Genomic DNA, 20,788 nt, shown 5'->3' on the forward strand with positions numbered 1-20,788 from the left:
TCGTTCAGGTCCCGGTGACGCGGGCCACGAAGGCGTCCAGGTTCTCGGACATCCGGGCGAGCCGCTCGTCGAGCGTCAGGGACTCCTCGTACCGCCCGGCCCGCAGTTTCGGCTGCCGCTTGCCGCGTACGTACAGGGGGCAGGCCAGGTCCGCGCAGATGTAGGTGCCGACCGTATTGCCCTCACGGCCGCGCGCCCCCGCGAGCGGGGCGGCGAGCAGGGTGACCCCGGAGGAGGCGTGACCCGTCAGGCAGATCTGGCACAGGCTGGACTTCACCACGCTGGTGCGGCCCACGGACGGTACGCGCAGCGAGATCCCCAGCGGGCCGTCCTCCCGGGGCAGCACGAGATGCGCACGCAGTGGCGCTCCCGGGTCCACCCACCCGAGGAAGTCCAGTTCCTTCCAGGGCAGTTCGGTGAAGTCGAGCGGCAGCCGCAGCCGCGCCGCCTCGCCCTTGGTGCAGTTCACGAAGGATGCACGGATCTGTTTCTCGGTGAGTGGTTCCACGGGCATCGACCCTATTACCTGCTCCGACCTGCCCGCATCTCAATATCCGGAAGGGATGCCCTGGCCGTCCAGGCGGCGGATCCGGCAGCGCGCCGGGCCGTTCGTCCGCAGGGTGATCCCGGCGCCGACCGGGATCTCGGTGTCCACGGCCTCGAAGGCGTAGGCCCGCAGGATCATCGCCAGCGCGATCACCGACTCCAGCATCGAGAAGTGCTGCCCGATACAGGCCCGCGGACCCCCGCCGAAGGGGAACCACGCGTAGCGCGGCCGCCCCGCCTCCGCCTCGGGCGTGAAGCGATCGGGGTCGAAGCGGTCCGGGTCCGGCCAGTACGCGGGGTGGCGGTGCGTCACCCACGGCGCCAGGATCACGTCCGCGCCCGCGGGGACGGTGTGCTCCCCGATCCGGGTGGCGGCGACGGCCTTGCGCCCGATGACCGGCGCGGCCGGATAGAGCCGCATCGCCTCCTTGAGCACCTGGGTGAGGTACGGGAGCCGGTCCAGGTCGGCGGCCCCGGGCGTACGGTCGCCCAGCACGCGGGAGATCTCCTCACGGGCCCGGTCCTGCTGCTCGGGGTGGCGGGCCAGCAGGTGCAGGGCGAAGCAGAGGGACGTGGCGGTCGTCTCGTGCCCGGCGAGCAGGAAGATCAACACCTGGTCGCGCAGCTCGGAGGCGTCGAACTCCCCGTCGTCCGAACTCCTGGCGGCGGCGAGCAGCGACAGCAGGTCCTCGCCGGCGGACTCGACGCCGGCGTCGGCGCCCGTGCCCGTGCCGGGCGTCCGCCGACGCCGGGCGATGATCCTGTCGCAGACCCCGTACAGCTCGTCCATCGCGGCGGCCGCCCGCCGGTTGCCGGGGGTGGGCCAGTGGCGCGGGATGTTGGCGGGGGAGTAGCCGCGGCGCAGTACGTAGTCGGTGATCACCGGAAAGCACTCGGCCACGACGCCGGCGGTGGCCTCGACGTCCGTGCCGAAGAGGATGCGGGCGACGGCGCGCAGGGCGAGGTGCATCATCTCGTCGGAGACGTCGACGACGCCGCCCGGGGCCTCGCCCCAGGCGGTGATGACCGCGTCGGTCTCGGCGGCCACCGCCTCGGCGTAGCCGTCCACCCGGCGCCGGGTGAACAGCGGCTGCACGAGCCGGCGTTGGCGCAGGTAGTCCTCGTCCTGACTGGTCAGCAGCCCGTTGCCGAAGGAGTTCCGTACCTCCTGGTAGAAGTGGTTGTCCTTGCGGAAGCGGGCCGCGTCGGAGGCGAGCACCTGCTGGGCTCCCGCGGGGGAGAAGACGCAGTACAACTCGGCGCGCATGCCGGGCGGACCGGCCGTGATCCGGACCAGGTCACCGTGCCGGTGCTGGGCCCGCAGATAGGTACCGAGGGAGTCGGACTTCAGGTCGAAGAGCGACCCGAGCAACGGCACCCCGGTCAGCCCGGGCACCTCCGTCCCCGTATCCACGCCGGAGTTCGTTCCCATCGCCATGGCAGCTCCTTCGTCCTACGGGATCCCGATTCTGCCGCGCCCGCCCCGCACCTGGCGAGGACATGGTCCCCATCAGGCCCAACAGTGGCCTGATCCGGATCCCGCCGGCGTGGCGATCACCGGGCGGTGACCCCACAATGGATAGGGCCACCGTGCGTCGCACCGTTGCTCCCCGAGGTGATTGCTCATGTGTCGATGGCTCGCGTATTCGGGAACGCCCCTGCTGCTCGAAACCATCCTCTACAAACCGGCCCACTCCCTGATCGACCAGAGCCTGCACTCCAGGATGGGCGTGGAGACGACGAACGGCGACGGCTTCGGCGTCGGCTGGTACACCGAGGAGAACACGGGCACCCCGGCGATCCTCAGGGAGATCGGCCCCGCCTGGAACAACCGCAACCTGCGCGAGATCGCCGACCACGTCCGCTCCCCGCTGTTCTTCGCCCACATCCGGGCATCGACCGGAACGGCGGTGCAGCAGACGAACTGTCACCCGTTCCGGCACGGCCGCTGGATGTTCATGCACAACGGGGCCATCGCCGAGTTCCACCGCATGCGGCGGCAACTCACCCTGCTGATCGACCCCGCGCTGTACCCCGATGTCGAGGGGACGACGGACTCCGAGGTGATGTTCCACCTGGCGCTCACCTTCGGCCTGGAGGAGGACCCGCCGGCCGCGGTGGCCCGGATGACGGGCGTGGTGGAACGCATCGGCCGCGAGCACGGTGTGGAGTACCCGATCCAGATGACGCTCGCCATCAGCGACGGCGAACGCCTGTGGGCCTTCCGGTACTCCAGCCAGGGTGCGTCGAGGACGCTGTTCTACAGCAGCCGCGTGGACACGCTGCGCAAGCTCCACCCCGACATGGCATTCCTCCAGGAGGTCTCGGACGACACCCGCCTGGTCGTCTCCGAGCCCCTGGGCGACCTCCCGGGCGCCTGGAACGAGGTCCCGGAGAGCACCTACGGCATCGTCGAACCGGGGAGGGACTCCCTCTACCCCTTCACCCCCCAGGCGGCGTAGGCCCCGGGGCACCCGGCCGCTCCCGGCACGGCAGCAGGTCAGCCGACGGCGCCGAGGATCGGTGACCAGACGGCACCGGTGAGTGCAGCCACCACCTGCTGTTCGGAGAGCGGGGGAGCCGCACGGGTCGGTTTCGGCGTGTCGGCTCCGCTGCCGCCGCCGGTGCTGTTCCACTGCACCATCTGAAGCTGGGCGCCGGTCGACTTCAGGGTCACCGTCACCGTCCAGCGGTGGGCGGTGTCGGCGCGTACCGGATGCTCGGCCGCGTTCCGCTCCGACATCACCACGGCCCCGCCGGGAACCGCGGCACTGCTCGGCAACTGGCTCAGCGTGCAGGTGTCGCCTTCGGCCCGGGCGGGCGTGCGTGCGCAGCTCAACCCGTCGCCGTCCCCGAGCGGCAGTTTGAGCCGCACGGCCGAGACACCGACCATGGCGGCTCCGTGCCCGTCGTCGACGATCAGTCCGCCGTTGGCGACGTACCCGCCGGACGGATCCGCGGGGTTGTTGCTCTGTCCGGTCATCCTGCTGAACCGGCCCCCGGGGAGCGTCTCCTTGAGGGCCTCGATCATCTGGGTGCCGGTGATCGCGGAACGGGGCATCGCCAGCGCCACCGTCTCCAGGTCGGATCCCGCGGGACGGGTCCAGGCGAGCGCACCGGGGATCACCAGGGCGGCTACGGCCATCACCCCGCAGGCGCCGACCCCGGCGACGACGGCCGCGCCCCGCCGGCGCCGCCGACGGCTCCGGCCGCGCTCGACGGCTCCGCTCAGGAGGGCGGTGAGATCGGGTTCGAGGGAGTCGGTCGTGCGGTCCAGGGCATGTGCGAGGTCTGCTTCGAACGGCATGCTGGCGTCACCTTTTCTGTCGTTGGGGGGAACTGTGCGGCGGCTTCTGCCCGGGCTCACCGGCACTCAGTGCGGAACCAGATCGGACAGGCTGTCTCCGAGCGACTCACGCAGCCTGCCGAGTGCCCGGGTGCCCTGGGAGCGGACCGCGCTGCTGCTCAGCCTGAGCATCCGGGCGGTCTCCTCGATGCTGCGGTCCTCCCAGTAGCGCAGCAGCAGTACTGCCCGGTCGCGGGGCGGAAGCCGGCCGAGCGCGTCCAGCAGCGCGAGCCGCAGTGCGGTGTCCGGTCCGGATACCGCACTGTCGGGCATCTGCCCGAGGGGGCGCTCGCCGGTGCTCCGCCGACGCCGCAGGCTGAGGAAGGTGCGGACCAGAACCGTCTGCGCGTAGGCCACCGGATTGTCCGCACCGGCCACCCGCTTCCAGTGCACGTACACCCGGCTGAGGGTTTCCTGGACCAGGTCCTCGGCAAGATGCGTATCGCCGGCCGCGAGTACGTACGCCGAGCGGTACAGGGCCTTCGCCCTCGCGGCCACGAACTCCAGGTACTCGTCCTCCTGTGCTGATTTCACTCGGCCCCCGCCTGTTCTCTTGTTCCGTGATCCCCGTGCATACCCTTCACGACTACGCGAGGCGCCGGGATGTCGCGCGCCGCAGGCACCTTCTTTCCACCGCCGTGACACCACGGGCGGCGGCCGACTCCGGGAACGGCAGAAGCCCCCGCCGACCCGGATCTCCGGCTCGGCGGGGGCTTCGTCGCACGCTGACCCAAGGGGGCGATGCTCACTGACGGTTGTCCCGCAATTCGTCTCTCCGGCCCCGGGGCTCACGCTCCTGGGCCCGGTGCGCCACGCGGCCTGCGTCGAGCGGACCGGTTCCGCTTCATCGTGAACGCCGAGGACGGCTACCGGCTCGGTCCCCCGGTGCTCAGCGGCCGGGCGCCGGCGCGACGGGCCGCCGCCGGGTCTTCCGCGGGGGCGGAGACACGGGCCCGGGCCGCACGTCGAACTGCCGGCCCCGCCCACCCGCCTCTTCTCCAACTTCGCCAACGGCCACGCCACCTTGAAGGTCCGCCCCACCGGCGAACGCTCGGGCCTGATGGCCGTCCGGGCGCCGATCGGCGCCTTGTGACGGCAACTGCCGTAACCCCGTTCACCGTTGACACTGCAGCGCGTCGGCCCCCGCGGCGATGACCTCGGCGAGCCGGTTGGCGAAGGCCGCGTTGCAGCCTCCGAGCCGGACGAAGCCGTGGCCGGCCACCGGCCCGTCGTTGCTGAGGGAAGGAAGGGTCAGGTCCGCGAGCGCGAGCGCCGCCTGGAGGTTGGTGACGGCCTCTTCGCCGGCTCGGTAGGCGGAGTCCTGGTGCCGCTTGTACCTCGTGCGTTCGGCGTGGGTCATTTCGTGGGCCATGCTTGTGATCTCTCGTGATAGGCGTGGGAGGTGACGCGCCGGAGCGCGTCGTGGATCTGGTTCGGTTCGGTGTCCGCATCCGGGCATGGGCGGGCCCGGCGGTGGCTGTGTGCCGTTCGGATGGGCCGCAGTGACCGGACGGCCGGCGGCACGATGCGGTCTGACCTGCAGCGCGGGGAGCCGGTCCGGGACCGCGGACCGCGACGGGACAAGGACATAGACCGTCGGGCTGAGTATGTTCTCGGCCCGTGACTATCGGTTTCGATCTTCGTTTCAAAGGTGCAGGCGAGCACTCTTGTGAGGCGTGGGGAAGGAGTGGGGTGTCAAGGAAGCCGGTGGCTGTCACCGCCCCACGCGCACGGCCGTCATGCGCCGTACCCGAACCCACGCCCCCCGGACGGAGAGCGGACGGCCTTCCGCTCCGCCGCGGAGTAGCCGGCCGGGACTCCGTCCTGGCCGCGCCCGGCCGTGGCCGCCTGCCCGAGCACCGAGGCGGGCGGAGTCCGGTGCCGTGGCGCAGCCTGTCGGGGCGGCCGGGTGAGAGTGATCTGGCGGACCAGCTGCTGGAAGCAGGCCAGGGCCGCGACCGCGGGAAGTGCGGACGACGTCCCGGCCGCGATCGTTCTGGGCGCCTGGGCCACGCACAGAAGCGTGGCCAGGGTGGAGAACAGCAGCACGATGGACCAGGAATGCAGCGCGCGGCGCTGGTGCAGCGCGGATCTGAGAATGGACAGGGAAGCGACCATCCAGGGGCCGTAGATCAGCAGGGGCCACCAGCCGACCACTGCGCGGGCCGTGTGCAATCCGGCGCTGTGGCGCAGGGCGTCACAGATGGCCAGCCCACTGAGGATGCTCACCACGGCGGCGATGAGGGCGACCAGAACTGCTGTGAACAGGCTGCCCGTTCGCAGCAGAGTCACGACGGGCGCCTTCGACGGACTTCGACGGTGCCCGCCGGAGGCCTGCTTGGGCGGCCGGGCGGCAGGCGTGTGCTTCAGTCCCGCTACGAGGCCGAGGGTGCTCACCGTGTCACCGGCGTCGTCGTAGCCGACGCGGCCGAAAGGCTCCGACTGTCCTGGGGCAGCGCTCTCCTGGAGAAGGATGGCGAGCTCTTCCGCCGGATCCCACGGCCGGTCCGGCTCCCCGTGCCCTAGCGGTTGCCCTGGGCCATGCTGCTGCGCGTGGTCCTGCCGGCGCCAGAATGCGGTGGTGTCCGGCTGAGGGTGGGTGCCGTGGACGTCTGGGTATCCGTACGGCTCAAACACAGGAACTGCCGCCCGAGTGCTCGTCGACGGGCGCCGAGGACGGTGCGGTGCTCCCCGACCTCCGGTCGAACTCGACCTGGATCACGCTCATCGTATGGAGGAAGTCCTCAAAGATCGAGGACGAGTAGCTGAGATCGATCTCCAGGCTCCCGTGTTCCAGCGTGGCGTTCCTGGCCTCGCCACGTCCTGTTGCGCGTGGGGTGAAAGTCCACTTTCCGACCCGGGTGGCCCCGGCGTGAAAGCCGCCTCCCTGTCCGTCCTCCTCCGCAGATCTGCGGAAGAGGACGGGGAGCTTTGCTGTTGTCATATTCCATAAACGCTGACGGTCTTGGTCAGGGTGTGCGCCATCCGGGTGATGGTGGCGGATGAATAGGTATTGCCTGCCGTTTATCGGTTCTGCAAACACAACAAGAGTTCGGCCGTCAGGTCCTGCCGCGCGGTCGCGTCGCAGCTCAAGGGGGCGATGGGCGCCGGCCGCGGCCGGCCCGGGTCCGCAGGCCCCTGACTCCTGGCATGCGGTCGCCGCCCCCGGCCGTCGACCGATCATCGGTTGAAACCATGGGATGCCAAGGCTGGATCGGTTGCTGCGCATGGCTGCAATCGGCAGGGAGGGCGCAACCCTGCATATGCCCCTGCGTTATGCCCACCGATCGCCGGGGCTTTGGTCGTGCGGGCTCCTTGAACCATCAACCTTCGAAAGGACCACCCGTGGGAGACATCCTCCTGTGGATCGTGCTGATCTCCGCCGCGCTGGGCACAGGTTGCACTGCGCTGGCGTCGTCAGGGACTGGCCGTCTGTGGCACGTGGACGCCCTTGAGCTGCGGCGCCAACAGCGCTTCAGGCATGTCCTGTCCTGCCATGTGGATGCCATCCGGCTGTCCCGCCGGGAAGCCGCGGCGTCGGTGCAACCGGGGTGGAGGCCCGCAGGCGGCTCGTCCCAAGTGGGCGAGGATCCGTTCCGGTTCGTCCCTGAGTCGTGTCGGTCGCCCTTCGCGGGAGACCCCTACGGCGGTGCCCCGCCGCCGGCCGACTCCTCGCTGAATTCCTCAAAAACCCCGGCAATCCGCACGTGGCCGGCCACATAAAAACCCCGGCAATTCGTACATTGCTGACTCGCTTCGATATGAGGCACGCTAAATTTGCCACGGCGTGCCCAATTCTTGATCGATGCACTTCTGTGCTGCCTGTTCGGGGAAATGGCGAGAGCTGTCGAGAATAAAAGAAATATCATCCGTCTATCGCTGAGGGGGTCTCCGGTCGGCAATTCGCAAGGGGCTGCCACCCTTCCCCGGGGCTGCCCTCCGGCAGCAAGGTCTATCCGTCCCGCACTGCGTGCGACCACGAGAAGGGCTGCGTGAGCATGGCTTCCTACGGTGACCGATCCGATCGAGGCCCCTGGGCGGCTGCTCGGCGCCGTGTCCGGCCGGCGGCTGTCCGGGTGGCGAGGGCAGTGCGGGCGGCGGTGATGCGGGTGACACGCCGCCTCGCCGGGGCGGGTGCGGCCCGGACAGTCGGCTCGACCCGGACGGAAATATGCTCGCCCCGGGTGCTCCAGGACGAATACCGGGCGGGTTTCTCCCTGCCTTCGCCTCGTCCGCCGAGGGCAGGGGGCGACCTCCACGAATGTCCGTGGTGCCTGTCCCTCGGGAATCCCGACGCTCCCGGCCCGGCCGGCCCGGCCGAGCCCTGACGGAGAATCCGGGCCGGTGCGGGCCGACGGGTCATCGGCCGCTGCCCACCGGGGAAGCGGCCGCGCAGGCGGGGTCGGCCTTCTCGGGGGTGTCGTGCACGTCGTACGGCAGGTGAAGACGGTCGGGGCACGACACCCCGGGCTTCACCCTGCGGACGTCTCCGCACGCACCTCACGCCCGACCGTCGGGCGGGAGCGCGAAGGGCCGTCGACGGGGTCTTCCGCGGGGGCGGAGACACGGGCGACGGCCCGGAGACCGCCCAGGAGGACGGGAGGGGTCCCGACCTGCGGCGTACTTAGATGTCGCGGAAGATCTCGATCTGGGCGCCCACCGAGTTGAGGCGTTCCGCCAGTTCCTCGTAACCGCGGTTGATGACGTAGACGTTGCGCAGCACCGAGGTGCCCTCCGCCGCCATCATCGCCAGGAGCACGACCACCGCCGGGCGCAGGGCCGGCGGGCACATCATCTCCGACGCGCGCCAGCGGGTGGGGCCCTCCACCAGGACGCGGTGGGGGTCGAGGAGTTGGAGGCGGCCGCCGAGGCGGTTCAGATCCGTCAGGTAGATGGCCCGGTTGTCGTACACCCAGTCGTGGATCAGCGTCTGGCCCTGGGCCACGGCGGCGATGGCCGCGAAGAAGGGGACGTTGTCGATGTTCAGCCCGGGGAACGGCATGGGGTGGATCTTGTCGATCGGGGCTTCGAGCTTCGAGGGGCGGACCGTGAGGTCGACCAGCCGGGTGCGGCCGTTGTCCGCGTTGTACTCCGCCGAGCGGTCGTGGTCCAGGCCCATCTCCTCCAGGACCGCGAGCTCGATCTCCATGAACTCGATCGGCACCCGGCGGATGGTGAGCTCCGACTCCGTGACCACCGCGGCGGCGAGCAGGCTCATCGCCTCGACCGGGTCCTCGGAGGGCGAGTAGTCCACGTCCACGTCGATGCTCGGAACGCCGTGCACGGTGAGCGTGGTGGTGCCGACGCCCTCGACCCGGACGCCCAGGGCCTCCAGGAAGAAGCACAGGTCCTGGACCATGTAGTTGGAGGAGGCATTGCGGATGACGGTGACGCCGTCGTGCCGCGCGGCGGCCAGCAGCGCGTTCTCGGTGACGGTGTCCCCGCGCTCGGTCAGCACGATCGGGCGGTCCGGGGAGATGCCGGGCACCACCTTCGCGTGGTAGATGCCCTCGGTCGCGGTGATGTCCAGGCCGAAGCGGCGCAGGGCGATCATGTGCGGCTCGATGGTGCGGGTGCCCAGGTCGCAGCCGCCCGCGTAGGGGAGTCGGAAGGAATCCATCCGGTGCAGCAGCGGGCCCAGGAACATGATGATGCTCCGGGTCCGGCGGGCCGCGTCCGCGTCCATGGCCTCCATGTCGAGGCGGGCCGGCGGGATCAGCTCCAGGTCCACGCCGTCGTTGATCCAGCGGGTGCGGACGCCGATCGAGTTCAGGACCTCCAGGAGGCGGTAGACCTCCTCGATGCGGGCCACCCGCCTCAGCACCGTACGGCCCTTGTTGAGCAGGGAGGCGCAGAGCAGGGCGACGCACGCGTTCTTGCTCGTCTTGACGTCGATGGCGCCGGACAGGCGGCGGCCGCCCACCACGCGCAGGTGCATCGGGCCGGCGTAGCCCAGGGAGACGATCTCGCTGTCGAGCGCTTCGCCGATTCGGGCGATCATCTCAAGGCTGATGTTCTGGTTGCCGCGCTCGATCCGGTTCACGGCGCTCTGGCTGGTGCCCAGGGCGTCTGCGAGTTGACTCTGTGTCCAGCCCCGGTGCTGCCGGGCGTCACGGATGAGCTTGCCGATGCGTACGAGGTAGTCGTCTGCCATGGGGGCACGCTATCTCAGATATGAGATGACCTTCGCGTCGGGTGTGGCAAATGGGTGTATTGCACCGGTCTTACCGGCCGTCAGGTCCCATGACGGGGTCCCTGTACGCGTGATGCTCGACGATCCGGCCCAGCAGGCGGGTGAGCTGCTCCCGTTCCCGGGCGGACAGGGGGCCAGGAGTTCCGCCTGTGCCGCGTCGAGGATCTGTCCCAGTTTGCGAAGTTGCAGCCGGCCGGGCGGCGCGAGGGTGATGACATTGCGCCTGCGGTCCCCGGGGTCGGGGGTCCGCTCGACCGGTTCGCGCGCGGCGAGTTCGCTGATGACGACGACCAGGTCGCTGCGGTGGATTCCGGTCCGGGCGCTGAGGTCGGCCCGGCCCGCCGGGCCGAAGTCCTCCAGGGCGACCAGGGCCGCGTAGTGCCGGGTGCGGGCATCCGCGCTGCCCGGCGCCTCCGTCACGGCACGGCCTCGCGGCAGGCTGAGCCCCGGGCGAAGGCGCCGGCCGTACCGCCGGTGCCCGCGCCCGTGCCTGCCCGTGTCCCGCCACGGCCCCGTGTCCCGCCGACCCGGGCGCCCCACCCCCGTGCCCCCCGCGCGTCCGCCCGCTCAGTGCTTGCAGGCGTGGTGCCGCCCCCCGGCGTGCACCGCCGCGTACGAGGCCGGCCGCGGGCCGGCCGCGGCCGCGCCGGCCACCCGCGCCGAGGCCGCCCTGCCCGACGCGGAATCCACGTCGTGCACCACGCGGCCGCCGACCAGGGTCATCCGTACCCCCGTCCCGCTGATGTCGGCCACCGGGCACCGCCGCACGTCGCGGTCCAGCACCACCAGGTCGGCCGCCCGGCCCGGCTCCACCGTGCCCGTCAGCCCCTCCTGGCGCAGCTGCCACGCCGTCCCCGAGGTGTGCATCCGCAGCACCGTGTCCCGGCTCAGCCCCTCCAGTTCGCGGTACAGCGGGCCCGCCCCGAAGGAGCCCTGGCGGTCGATCGCCGTCCGCAGCTGGTTCCACACCTGAAGGGCGTCCACCGGCCAGTCGGAGCCCCCCGACAGCCGCGCCCCCGCCTTCTCCAGGCTCCGCGCCGGGTACATCCAGCGGTGCCGTTCGGGTCCGATGTAGGGGAGGAGCGCCTCCATCGTCCAGGTGTCCTTCGCCGCCCACTGGAGCTGCATGCACGCGGCGACGCCCAACTGCGCGAAGCGCCGCAGGTCCGCAGGGTCCACGAGCTGCAGGTGCGCCACGGCGTTGCGGGCGTCCCGCCGGCCCGTCATCCGACCGGCGTACGCATACCCGTCCAGAGCGGTGCGTACCGCACGGTCGCCGAGTCCGTGCGCGTGCATCTGCCAGCCCGCCTGGTTGAAGGCGGCGGTGAGCCGCCCGTAGTCCGCGGCCGAGGTGTACAGCTCGCCCCGGTTGCCGGTCGGCCTGCCGTTCGCGTCGAGGTACGGCTTCAGCAGCGCGGCGGTCTGCGCCGGGTACTCGATGACCCCGTCCAGGAAGACCTTGATCATCCCGAACCGGAGCCCCCGCACCCCCTCGAACTCCCGCCGCAGCCCCCGCGCGTAGGCCAGCGAACCCGCCGGGTCCCTGGTCTGCTCCGCCTCCAGCCGGATGGCCGGCACGATCCGCTGCGGCAGCTTCCCCGCGGCCGAGAGCGCCTGGTACAGCTCCAGCTCGTGCCGCCCCACCAGCGCGTCCATCATCGTCGTGACCCCGGAGGCGGCCGCCAGTCCGAGCACCTTCGCGCACGCCGCGACCAGGTCGGCCCGGGTGGGCTCCGGTACGTGCCGCCGCACCAGGCCCTGGGCGTCGTCCTTGAGGACGCCGGTCGGCTGTCCGTCCGCGCCCTTCACCACCTTGCCGCCGACCGGGTCGGGCGTGGCCGCCGTGATCCCGGCGATGTCCAGGGCCCGCTGATTGGCCCACAGGTTGTGCCCGTCGCCGCCGACGAGGGCGATCGGCCGCCGGGTCGGCAGCGCGTCCAGGATCGAATGGTGCGCAAGGGTGCCCACGGGGAGCAGCCCGACCGGGTTCCAGTCCTCGACCACCAGCCAGCGGTCGGGTTCCGCGCCCGCGCCGCCCGTCTCGGCGAGGAAGCCGGTCAGGATCTCCCGGAGCTCGGCCGGGGTGGTCTCGGCGCCCTCCAGCGAGGGGGACAGCGAGCGTTCGCCCGCGCCGAGCGGGTGCACATGGCCGTCGTGGATGCCGCTCATGACGGTGTTGCCGCGGGCGTCGACGACCTCGGTGTCCCGGCCCACGTGCCGGCGTACCGCTGCGTTCGTGCCGGTGGCCAGGATCCTGCCGTCCCGGCCGACGGCGACGGCCTCGACGGGGGCCCGGCCGCCGGTCCCGGTGAACACGGAGGCGTTGTGGACGACCAGGGCCGCCGAACCGCGCCCGGCGGAGGCCGCGGCCGAGGGTGCCGGGGCGGCCGAGGCCGGGGCGGCCCCCAGCAGGCCGGCCGCTCCGGTGACCCCGGCGACCCCGGCGGCCGCGAGGAGTCCGCGGCGGGAAAGGCGGTGAGAAGCGTGGGAAGGGTGCGAAGAGGTCATGCCCGCTCCAAACGTTGGTGTGGCCAGGACACTGTTTGATTAACGGCTTAACCAGAAGCCGTCCCCACCGACGAAATCCGTACGATGGCGGCGTGCCCGCACCCCCGCCCGCACCCGGGTCCTCCTCCGGGTCCTCCTCCGGGCCTTCCTCCGGGCCCGCATCCGGTCCGACGCTCGCCGACATCGCGCGCGCCGCCGAGGTCTCCACCGCGACCGTCTCGCACGCGCTGAACGGCACCGGCCGCCTCGGCGAGTCCACCCGGCGACGGGTCCGCGAGGTGGCGGGCGCGCTCGGCTACGGAGCGCGCCGCGGCCCGCGCACCCGCAGCCTCGGCGTCGCGGTGACCACGTACGCGGGGGACGCCTGGGACTTCGTCGGGATCGCCTACTTCTCCCGGCTGCTCACCGCGGCGACCTCGGCCGCGCACGCGCACGGCTACGCCCTGACCACCCTGCCCGCCGACCGGGGCGCCGAGCCGCTGTGGCACACCCTCGCCGTGGACGGGATGCTCCTGCTCGACAGTCCGGCCGGCGACCCGGTGCTGCGGGCCCTGCGGGCACGGGGTCTGCCGGTGGTCTTCGACGGACGGCCGCCCGACCCCTGGCCGGGGGACGTGTGGGTGGACAACGACCACACAGCCACCACCCGGGAGGTGCTCGACCACCTCGCCGCGTCCGGGGCCCGGCGGATCGCGCTGCACGCCGGTTACGGCCGGGAGTTCTACACGGGGGCCGTCACGTCGGCCTACGAACAATGGTGCGCGGAGCGCGGCCGGGCGCCCCTCCTGGTCCCCTTCGACCCCGAGGACACGGCGGGGCGCGCCTTCGACTCCGCCTTCGCCGGACCGGACCGGCCGGACGCCGTGTACTGCGTGTACGACCCGGGCGGCCGGCAGGTACTGGCCGCCGCCGCGCGCCATGGCCTGCGCATACCCGGCGCACCCGGCCCACGGACCGGCGCACCCGGCATTCCGGGGCATGACGGGCTGCTGCTCGTCTGCGCCAGCGAGGATCCGGCCTACGCCGAGGCCGAGCCCGCCGTGACCACCGTCACCCTGAATCCGGAGCGGATCGCCGCTTCGGCGGTGTCTGTCCTGGTCAACCTGATCGAATCCGGGCATGCGGAATCCCCTGGCCAACGGACGGTTCCGGCGGGGCTACGGGTGCGCGCCTCGTCCCTCCCCCCGGACATGTACTAGAGTTATCTCGACATCGAGATATCTGCCAAAGGCGTACCGCAGCCGCCCCCGCTGGTAAGGGTTACCTAACTTAGCCCTACCTTAGCGGATTGGCCAAGGGGCGTGGCGGCAGGATTGCGGTAATACGCGCGAATTCATGCATGAAGGAGACTGTCGTGTCGGCGAACAGCTTCGACGCCCGCAGCACGCTGCAGGTGGGCGACGAGTCGTACGAGATCTTCAAGCTGGACAAGGTCGAGGGCTCCGCCCGCCTTCCCTACAGCCTGAAGGTCCTGCTGGAGAACCTGCTTCGCACCGAGGACGGCGCGAACATCACCGCCGACCACATCCGGTCGCTCGGTAACTGGGACTCGCAGGCCCAGCCCAGCGAGGAGATCCAGTTCACGCCGGCCCGCGTGATCATGCAGGACTTCACCGGCGTCCCCTGCGTCGTGGACCTCGCCACCATGCGTGAGGCCGTCAAGGCCCTCGGTGGCGACCCGGCGAAGATCAACCCGCTCTCGCCCGCCGAGATGGTCATCGACCACTCGGTCATCGCCGACAAGTTCGGCACGAAGGACGCCTTCGCGCAGAACGTCGAGCTGGAGTACGGCCGCAACAAGGAGCGCTACCAGTTCCTGCGCTGGGGCCAGACCGCCTTCGACGACTTCAAGGTCGTCCCGCCGGGCACCGGCATCGTGCACCAGGTCAACATCGAGCACCTGGCCCGCACGGTCATGGTCCGGGGTGGCCAGGCGTACCCCGACACCCTCGTCGGCACCGACTCGCACACCACCATGGTCAACGGCCTGGGCGTGCTGGGCTGGGGCGTCGGCGGCATCGAGGCCGAGGCCGCGATGCTCGGCCAGCCGGTCTCCATGCTGATCCCGCGCGTCGTCGGCTTCAAGCTGACCGGCGAGCTGCCGACCGGCACCACCGCCACCGACCTGGTGCTGACCATCACCGAGATGCTGCGCAAGCACGGTGTCGTCGGCAAGTTCGTCGAGTTCTACGGTGAGGGCGTCGCCGCCACCTCCCTCGCGAACCGCGCCACCATCGGCAACATGTCGCCGGAGTTCGGCTCCACCGCCGCGATCTTCCCGATCGACGACGAGACCCTGAAGTACCTGCGCCTGACCGGCCGCGACGCCCAGCAGGTCGCGCTCGTCGAGGCGTACGCCAAGGAGCAGGGCCTGTGGCTGGACCCGGCCGCCGAGCCGGACTTCTCCGAGAAGCTGGAGCTCGACCTCTCCACGGTCGTCCCCTCCATCGCCGGCCCGAAGCGCCCGCAGGACCGCATCGTCCTCGCCAACGCCTCCCAGCAGTTCGCGCAGGACGTGCGCAACTACGTCGAGGACGACGACGAGGCGGGCAAGGAGTCCTTCCCGGCCTCCGACGCCCCGGCCGCCACCGACGGCGTGCCGACCCGCCCGACGCTGGTCACCCTGGCCGACGGCACCTCCTTCGAGATCGACCACGGCGCCGTCACCGTCGCCGCGATCACCTCCTGCACCAACACCTCGAACCCCTACGTCATGGTCGCCGCGGCGCTCGTGGCCAAGAAGGCGGTCGAGAAGGGCCTGACCCGCAAGCCGTGGGTCAAGACCACCCTGGCCCCGGGCTCGAAGGTCGTCACCGACTACTTCGACAAGGCCGGCCTGACCCCGTACCTCGACAAGATGGGCTTCAACCTCGTCGGGTACGGCTGCACCACCTGCATCGGCAACTCCGGTCCGCTGGACGAGGAGATCTCGAAGGCGATCAACGAGCACGACCTCGCGGTCACCTCGGTGCTCTCCGGCAACCGCAACTTCGAGGGCCGCATCAACCCCGACGTCAAGATGAACTACCTGGCCTCCCCGCCGCTGGTCGTCGCGTACGCCATCGCGGGCTCCATGAAGGTGGACATCACCACCGACGCCATCGGCGTCGACACCGAGGGCAACCCGGTCTTCCTCAAGGACATCTGGCCCTCCGAGGCCGAGGTCAACGACGTCGTGGCGAACGCCATCGGCGAGGACATGTTCAGCAAGTCCTACCAGGACGTCTTCGCGGGCGACGCCCAGTGGCAGGCGCTGTCGATCCCGACCGGCAACACCTTCGAGTGGGACCCGCAGTCCACCTACGTCCGTAAGCCCCCCTACTTCGAGGGCATGACGATGGAGACCACCCCGGTCTCCGACATCGCCGGCGCCCGCGTGCTGGCGAAGCTGGGCGACTCGGTCACCACCGACCACATCTCCCCGGCCGGTGCGATCAAGGCCGACACCCCGGCCGGCAAGTACCTCACCGAGCACGGCGTCGAGCGCCGCGACTTCAACTCGTACGGTTCCCGCCGCGGCAACCACGAGGTCATGATCCGCGGTACCTTCGCCAACATCCGCCTGCGCAACCAGATCGCGCCGGGCACCGAGGGCGGCTTCACCCGCGACTTCACCGTCGACGGCGCGCCGGTCGCCTTCATCTACGACGCCTCGCAGAACTACCAGGCCGCTGGCATCCCGCTGGTCATCCTGGCGGGCAAGGAGTACGGCTCCGGCTCGTCCCGCGACTGGGCGGCCAAGGGCACCGCGCTGCTCGGCGTCAAGGCCGTCATCGCCGAGTCCTACGAGCGCATCCACCGCTCCAACCTGATCGGCATGGGCGTCCTGCCCCTGCAGTTCCCCGAGGGCGCCACCGCCGCCTCCCTGGGCCTCACCGGCGAGGAGACCTTCGCCTTCACCGGTGTGGAGGAGCTGAACAACGGCACCACCCCGCGCACCGTCAAGGTGACCACCGACACCGGTGTGGAGTTCGACGCGGTCGTCCGCATCGACACGCCGGGTGAGGCGGACTACTACCGCAACGGCGGCATCATGCAGTACGTCCTGCGGAACCTCATCCGAGGCTGAGGACCGTAGCGGCACCAAAGGGCCGTATCCCCGTTAAGGGGGTACGGCCCTTCCGCCTTTTCCGGCCGGGGCCAGGTTTCGGGGAGGTCTCAACTCGGAAAAGCTGACAGGCAACCGTGTGCATGATCTTGCTCACACGAGCGGAAGTGGACTATACCTGTGCCCGTCCGGATCGCCGCGGTACTGGGCGGCGCCGGACCGGGGGATGGCGGGGACCTGCGGTGATGTCCGTATGCGCGGTGACCGTCGCGATTTCCGGCCTCCTTCACACTTCTGACGAAGGCGAGGACAAGAGCATGGGATCCACTGGTGAGGGCCTCGGCCGCCGTGACCTGATCAAGCGCTCCGCAGCGCTGGGACTGATCTCGGTGCCCACGATGAGCTTCCTGTCCGCCTGCGCCTCCGGCGGTGAGGACACGACGAAGGGGCCGGACAAGGGGGCGGTGACCAAGGAGAACCCCTTCGGCGTCGCCAAGGGCGGCAAACTGGACGTCGTCGTCTTCAAGGGCGGGTTCGGTGACGACTACGCGAAGGCCTGGGAGGCCGCCTTCGACAAGAAGTGGGGCACCACCAGCTCCCACCTGGGCACCCAGGAGATCACCGGAAAGCTCCAGACGCGCTTCAACGGCGGAAACCCGCCGGATGTCGTCGACAACTCCGGCGCGCAGAAGATCAAGCTGGACGTGCTCTTCAAGAGCAACCAGCTCGCCGACCTGACCCCGGTGCTCGACGCGCCGTCCCTCGACGACCCGAGCAAGAAGGTCCGCGACCTGCTCATCGCCGGCACCATCGAACAGGGCACGCAGGGCGGCAAGTTCGTCTCGCTCAACTACGTCTACACGGTCTTCGGCTTCTGGTACTCCGGCAAGCTCTTCAAGGAGAAGGGCTGGACGGCGCCCAAGACCTGGGACGAGTTCCTCGCGGTCTGTGCGAAGGCCAAGGAGGCCGGCATCGGCGGCCTCGCCCACCAGGGCAAGTTCCCGTACTACATCAATGTCGTCATCATGGACCTGATCGCCAAGAAGGGCGGTCTGGACGCCATGAAGGCGATCGACAATCTGGAGCCGAACGCCTTCGAGGGCAGTGCGGCGGCCCTCGCCGCCGTCGAGGCGGTCTACGAGGTGGTCGAGAAGGACCTGCTGCTCCCGGGCACCAACGGCCTGACCCACACGGAGTCCCAGACCGCCTGGAACCAGTACAAGGCAGCCTTCATCCCCTCCGGCTCCTGGCTGGAGAACGAGCAGCTCAAGCAGACTCCGGACGACTTCGACATGCAGTTCCTGCCGGTCCCGCTGCTGGCCGACAGCAAGCTGCCCCTCGAGGCCATCCGGGCCGGCGCCGGCGAGCCCTTCATCGTTCCGGAGAAGGCGGCCAACAAGGCCGGCGGCCTGGAGTTCATCCGTTCGATGCTGTCCCGCGAATGGTCCACCATGTTCGCCCAGCAGGCGAACTCGCTCACCGTGGTCAAGGACGGCGTGGACCCGGGCGTGAAACTGCGGCCCGGCACCCAGTCGGCGGTGACGGCCCTCAAGGCAGCGGGTACGAACACGTTCAACTACCTTTACCCCGACTGGTACAGCGAAATGGACACGGCGATCCAGGACGCGTCCAATGAGCTGATGGCCAAGCGGATTCAGCCGAAGGAGTGGATCAAGCGGGCCCAGGCTGCGGTAAACAAGGCGGCGCAGGACCCGAACGCCAAGAACAACCGTCGCAGCTGACCACGCGCACCACCGGGCACCGGTCACCGGGCACTCCAGGGACGGACACCATGAGCCAAGTAGCCCAGGGCAGGGGACGGGGCGGCTTCATCGCCGGCTTCCTCCTCGCACCCCTCGCGCTGTACCTGACCTTCGTCATCTGGCCGTACGTGCAGACGTTCGGCTATTCCTTCACCAACTGGACGGGCCAGTCGCCGACCTTCGATTTCGTCGGGGTGGACAACTACACGGCCCTGATGAAGGACGAGGTCTTCCGCGGCGCCCTGTGGAACAACCTGCTCCTTCTGGTGTTCGTCCCGGTGGTCACCATCCTGCTCGCCCTCTTCTTCGCCTTCATGGTGAACGCGGGCGGGCGGGGCGGGGCCGGCGGGGTGCAGGGCGTGCGGGGATCGGGCTTCTACAAGATCGTCTACTTCTTCCCGCAGGTCCTCTCCCTCGCCATTCTCGCGGTGCTCTTCGGCGCCGTGTACCGCACCGACGAGGGCGGCCTGCTCAACGGCGTCCTCATCCGCCTCGGCCTGGTCGACCGGCTGCACCCGGTCGAATGGCTGAACGAGCCGCGGCTCGTGCTCTGGTGCCTGCTCCTCGTGGTCGTCTGGCACGGCGTCGGCTTCTACCTCGTGCTGTTCTCGGCGGCCATGCAGTCCGTCCCCAAGGACATCTACGAGGCCGCCCTGCTCGACGGAGCCGGGCGCGCCCAGACCTTCTTCAAGGTCACCCTGCCCCTGCTGTGGGACTCTGTGCAGACCTCCGCGGTCTACCTGGGCATCGCCGCGATGGACATGTTCGTCCTGGTGTCGACCATGACCTCGGGCCAGTTCGGCGGCGGGCCCGACCACCACAGCGAGGTCATGGCGACGGTGCTGATGAGGAACTTCCTCTACTTCGGCAAGAGCGGCTACGCCTGCGCCATGGGCGTGGTCATGCTCGTCCTCACCATGATCCTTTCCGTCATCACGCTGCGCGCCACCCGCCGCGAGCGCATCGAGTTCTGAGCGGGAGACCCTCATGACCACAGTGATCAAGGCTCCGGGCGAAGCGGCCGCGGAGCGGTCCGGGGGAGCCGGCCCGAGCGGGGAACGGGGCGGAAAAGGCTCCGAGGGCACGGTCCTCAACGTCTTCTCCCACGGTTTCCTCGCCGTCTGGGCCATACTGATCGTCCTGCCCCTGATCTGGCTGGCGCTCGGCTCCTTCAAGACCGACGCGCAGATCGGCGGCTCGGCGCTCAGCTGGCCCTCCAACTGGAACCTCGACGCGTTCGGCCGGGCCTGGGACAAGGGCATCGGCGACTACTTCGCCAACACGCTCATCGTGATGGTGTTCTCGGTCCCGCTGACGATGCTGCTCGGGTCCATGGCGGCGTACGTGCTGGCCCGCTACCCCTTTCCGGGGAACCGGTTCGTCTACTACTTCTTCGTCAGCGGGGCGATGTTCCCCGTCTTCCTGGCGCTCGTCCCGCTCTTCTTCATGGTCAAGCGGTTCGACATGCTGAACACGTACCAGGGCCTGATCCTCGTGTACGTCGCCTACTCGATGCCGTTCACCGTCTTCTTCATGCACTCGTTCTTCCGGACGCTGCCGACGGCGGTGCACGAGGCGGCGGTGATCGACGGGGCCTCGGACACCCGGATCTTCTTCCAGGTGATGGTGCCCATGGCCAAGCCCGGCCTGATCAGCGTCGGGATATTCAACATCCTGGGCCAGTGGAACCAGTACATCCTGCCCTCCGTGCTGATGCAGCCCCAGACCGGCTCGGACCCCGAGCGCTACCTGCTCACCCAGGGACTGATCCAGCTCCAGCAGCAACAGGGGTACGAGACCGACCTGCCGGTCCTCTTCGCCGGTGTCACCATCGCGATGATCCCCATGCTGGTGGTCTACCTCTCCTTCCAGCGCCAGATCCAGGCGGGCCTCACCTCGGCGACGCTGAAGTAGAGGCCGGCCTCCGGCATCAGGAGCCGCCGGAGGCTTTCCGCAGCTTGTAGAGCCTTCCGGAACCCGGGTCGCCGACCTTCTGCTGGATCCGGGGCTCCCGGGCGGTGCCGCCGACCCTCCACGCGGGCCAGGTGCACCCGGGGACGGCTATCCGGACCTGCTGCGTCCAGACGTCCCGGCCGGGCTCGTACGACCAGGTCCCGGAGCCCGAGCACCGCTCCGACGGGCCACTGGGGTGGTCGCCGGGGCGGTGCCGGCCGACGCCGGAGGCCGTGACCCGGCCGTCCGAGGTGAAGACCAGCGTGCCGCTGGTGTGGTCGATCCAGGTGCCGGGCATGGTCTTCGGCCCGATCGCCGGGGGCCCGTATGCGGGCAGCAGACCGGCGGTGAGCCCGAGTGCGCCGAGCAGGCCCGTCCCCGTCTGCCATTCGGTGAGCAGCATCGGCCTCTCCCTCCTTCCGCTGCGGTTG

Annotated in this window: 16 protein-coding genes; 6 read left to right on the top strand and 10 right to left on the bottom strand. The window is 70.0% G+C overall.

Annotated features, from left to right (window positions below; translation table 11 throughout):
• Positions 1–4 precede the first annotated feature (4 nt).
• Together IE257_RS11255 and IE257_RS11260 are read right to left on the bottom strand one after the other, a co-directional pair.
• Positions 5–508, bottom strand: coding sequence for an FBP domain-containing protein (locus IE257_RS11255; protein ID WP_189967428.1), 504 nt, complete (start codon positions 506–508; stop codon positions 5–7).
• A gap of 39 nt (positions 509–547) precedes the next feature.
• Positions 548–1,984 carry a cytochrome P450 gene (locus tag IE257_RS11260; protein ID WP_189967430.1) on the bottom strand — a complete coding sequence of 479 codons (1,437 nt, stop codon included), beginning with the start codon at positions 1,982–1,984 and terminating at the stop codon, positions 548–550.
• A 187-nt stretch (positions 1,985–2,171) separates the two neighbouring features.
• On the opposite strand from IE257_RS11260, the gene IE257_RS11265 reads away from it, so the two are divergent.
• Entirely contained in the window at positions 2,172–3,008 is an 837-nt protein-coding gene (locus IE257_RS11265; protein WP_189967432.1) for a class II glutamine amidotransferase, read from the top strand.
• A 38-nt stretch (positions 3,009–3,046) separates the two neighbouring features.
• On the opposite strand, the gene IE257_RS11270 is transcribed toward IE257_RS11265, so the two are convergent.
• The 7 genes from IE257_RS11270 to IE257_RS11300 all read right to left on the bottom strand — a co-directional run bounded on the left by IE257_RS11270 (position 3,047) and on the right by IE257_RS11300 (position 12,593).
• Positions 3,047–3,853, bottom strand: a complete 807-nt coding sequence (locus IE257_RS11270) for a hypothetical protein (protein WP_189967434.1) — start codon at positions 3,851–3,853, stop codon at positions 3,047–3,049.
• 66 nt (positions 3,854–3,919) lie between these two features.
• Positions 3,920–4,426, bottom strand: a complete 507-nt coding sequence (locus tag IE257_RS11275) for a SigE family RNA polymerase sigma factor (protein ID WP_189967436.1) — start codon at positions 4,424–4,426, stop codon at positions 3,920–3,922.
• Positions 4,427–5,006: 580 nt separating this feature from the next.
• Positions 5,007–5,264 carry a hypothetical protein gene (locus IE257_RS11280; RefSeq protein ID WP_189967437.1) on the bottom strand — a complete coding sequence of 86 codons (258 nt, stop codon included), beginning with the start codon at positions 5,262–5,264 and terminating at the stop codon, positions 5,007–5,009.
• A gap of 365 nt (positions 5,265–5,629) precedes the next feature.
• Positions 5,630–6,184, bottom strand: coding sequence for a hypothetical protein (locus IE257_RS11285; protein ID WP_189967439.1), 555 nt, complete (start codon positions 6,182–6,184; stop codon positions 5,630–5,632).
• 2,332 nt (positions 6,185–8,516) lie between these two features.
• A complete protein-coding gene (locus tag IE257_RS11290) occupies positions 8,517–10,046 on the bottom strand; it encodes a helix-turn-helix domain-containing protein (RefSeq protein ID WP_189967441.1) in 1,530 nt (509 codons plus the stop codon).
• 9 nt (positions 10,047–10,055) lie between these two features.
• Positions 10,056–10,505 carry a MarR family winged helix-turn-helix transcriptional regulator gene (locus tag IE257_RS11295; protein WP_209468464.1) on the bottom strand — a complete coding sequence of 150 codons (450 nt, stop codon included), beginning with the start codon at positions 10,503–10,505 and terminating at the stop codon, positions 10,056–10,058.
• 147 nt (positions 10,506–10,652) lie between these two features.
• Positions 10,653–12,593, bottom strand: coding sequence for an amidohydrolase (locus IE257_RS11300; protein ID WP_189967443.1), 1,941 nt, complete (start codon positions 12,591–12,593; stop codon positions 10,653–10,655).
• Positions 12,594–12,685: 92 nt separating this feature from the next.
• On the opposite strand from IE257_RS11300, the gene IE257_RS11305 reads away from it, so the two are divergent.
• The 5 genes from IE257_RS11305 (at position 12,686) to IE257_RS11325 (ending at position 20,318) form a co-directional block, all read left to right on the top strand.
• Complete coding sequence (locus tag IE257_RS11305) at positions 12,686–13,792, top strand: LacI family DNA-binding transcriptional regulator (protein WP_268251396.1); 1,107 nt, start codon at positions 12,686–12,688, stop codon at positions 13,790–13,792.
• Between the two features lie 155 nt (positions 13,793–13,947).
• Entirely contained in the window at positions 13,948–16,662 is a 2,715-nt protein-coding gene (acnA, locus tag IE257_RS11310; RefSeq protein ID WP_308279509.1) for an aconitate hydratase AcnA, read from the top strand.
• Positions 16,663–16,958: 296 nt separating this feature from the next.
• Positions 16,959–18,383 (top strand): N-acetylglucosamine/diacetylchitobiose ABC transporter substrate-binding protein, encoded by a 1,425-nt coding sequence (ngcE, locus tag IE257_RS11315; protein WP_189967447.1) that lies wholly within the window; start codon positions 16,959–16,961, stop codon positions 18,381–18,383.
• 50 nt (positions 18,384–18,433) lie between these two features.
• Complete coding sequence (locus tag IE257_RS11320) at positions 18,434–19,378, top strand: carbohydrate ABC transporter permease (protein WP_030386097.1); 945 nt, start codon at positions 18,434–18,436, stop codon at positions 19,376–19,378.
• Between the two features lie 13 nt (positions 19,379–19,391).
• Entirely contained in the window at positions 19,392–20,318 is a 927-nt protein-coding gene (locus IE257_RS11325) for a carbohydrate ABC transporter permease (RefSeq protein WP_189967449.1), read from the top strand.
• A gap of 16 nt (positions 20,319–20,334) precedes the next feature.
• On the opposite strand, the gene IE257_RS11330 is transcribed toward IE257_RS11325, so the two are convergent.
• Positions 20,335–20,760, bottom strand: coding sequence for a hypothetical protein (locus IE257_RS11330; RefSeq protein WP_189967451.1), 426 nt, complete (start codon positions 20,758–20,760; stop codon positions 20,335–20,337).
• Between the last annotated feature and the right edge of the window lie 28 nt (positions 20,761–20,788).

The organism is Streptomyces avidinii (genome assembly GCF_014650695.1).
Taxonomy (GTDB): domain Bacteria; phylum Actinomycetota; class Actinomycetes; order Streptomycetales; family Streptomycetaceae; genus Streptomyces; species Streptomyces avidinii.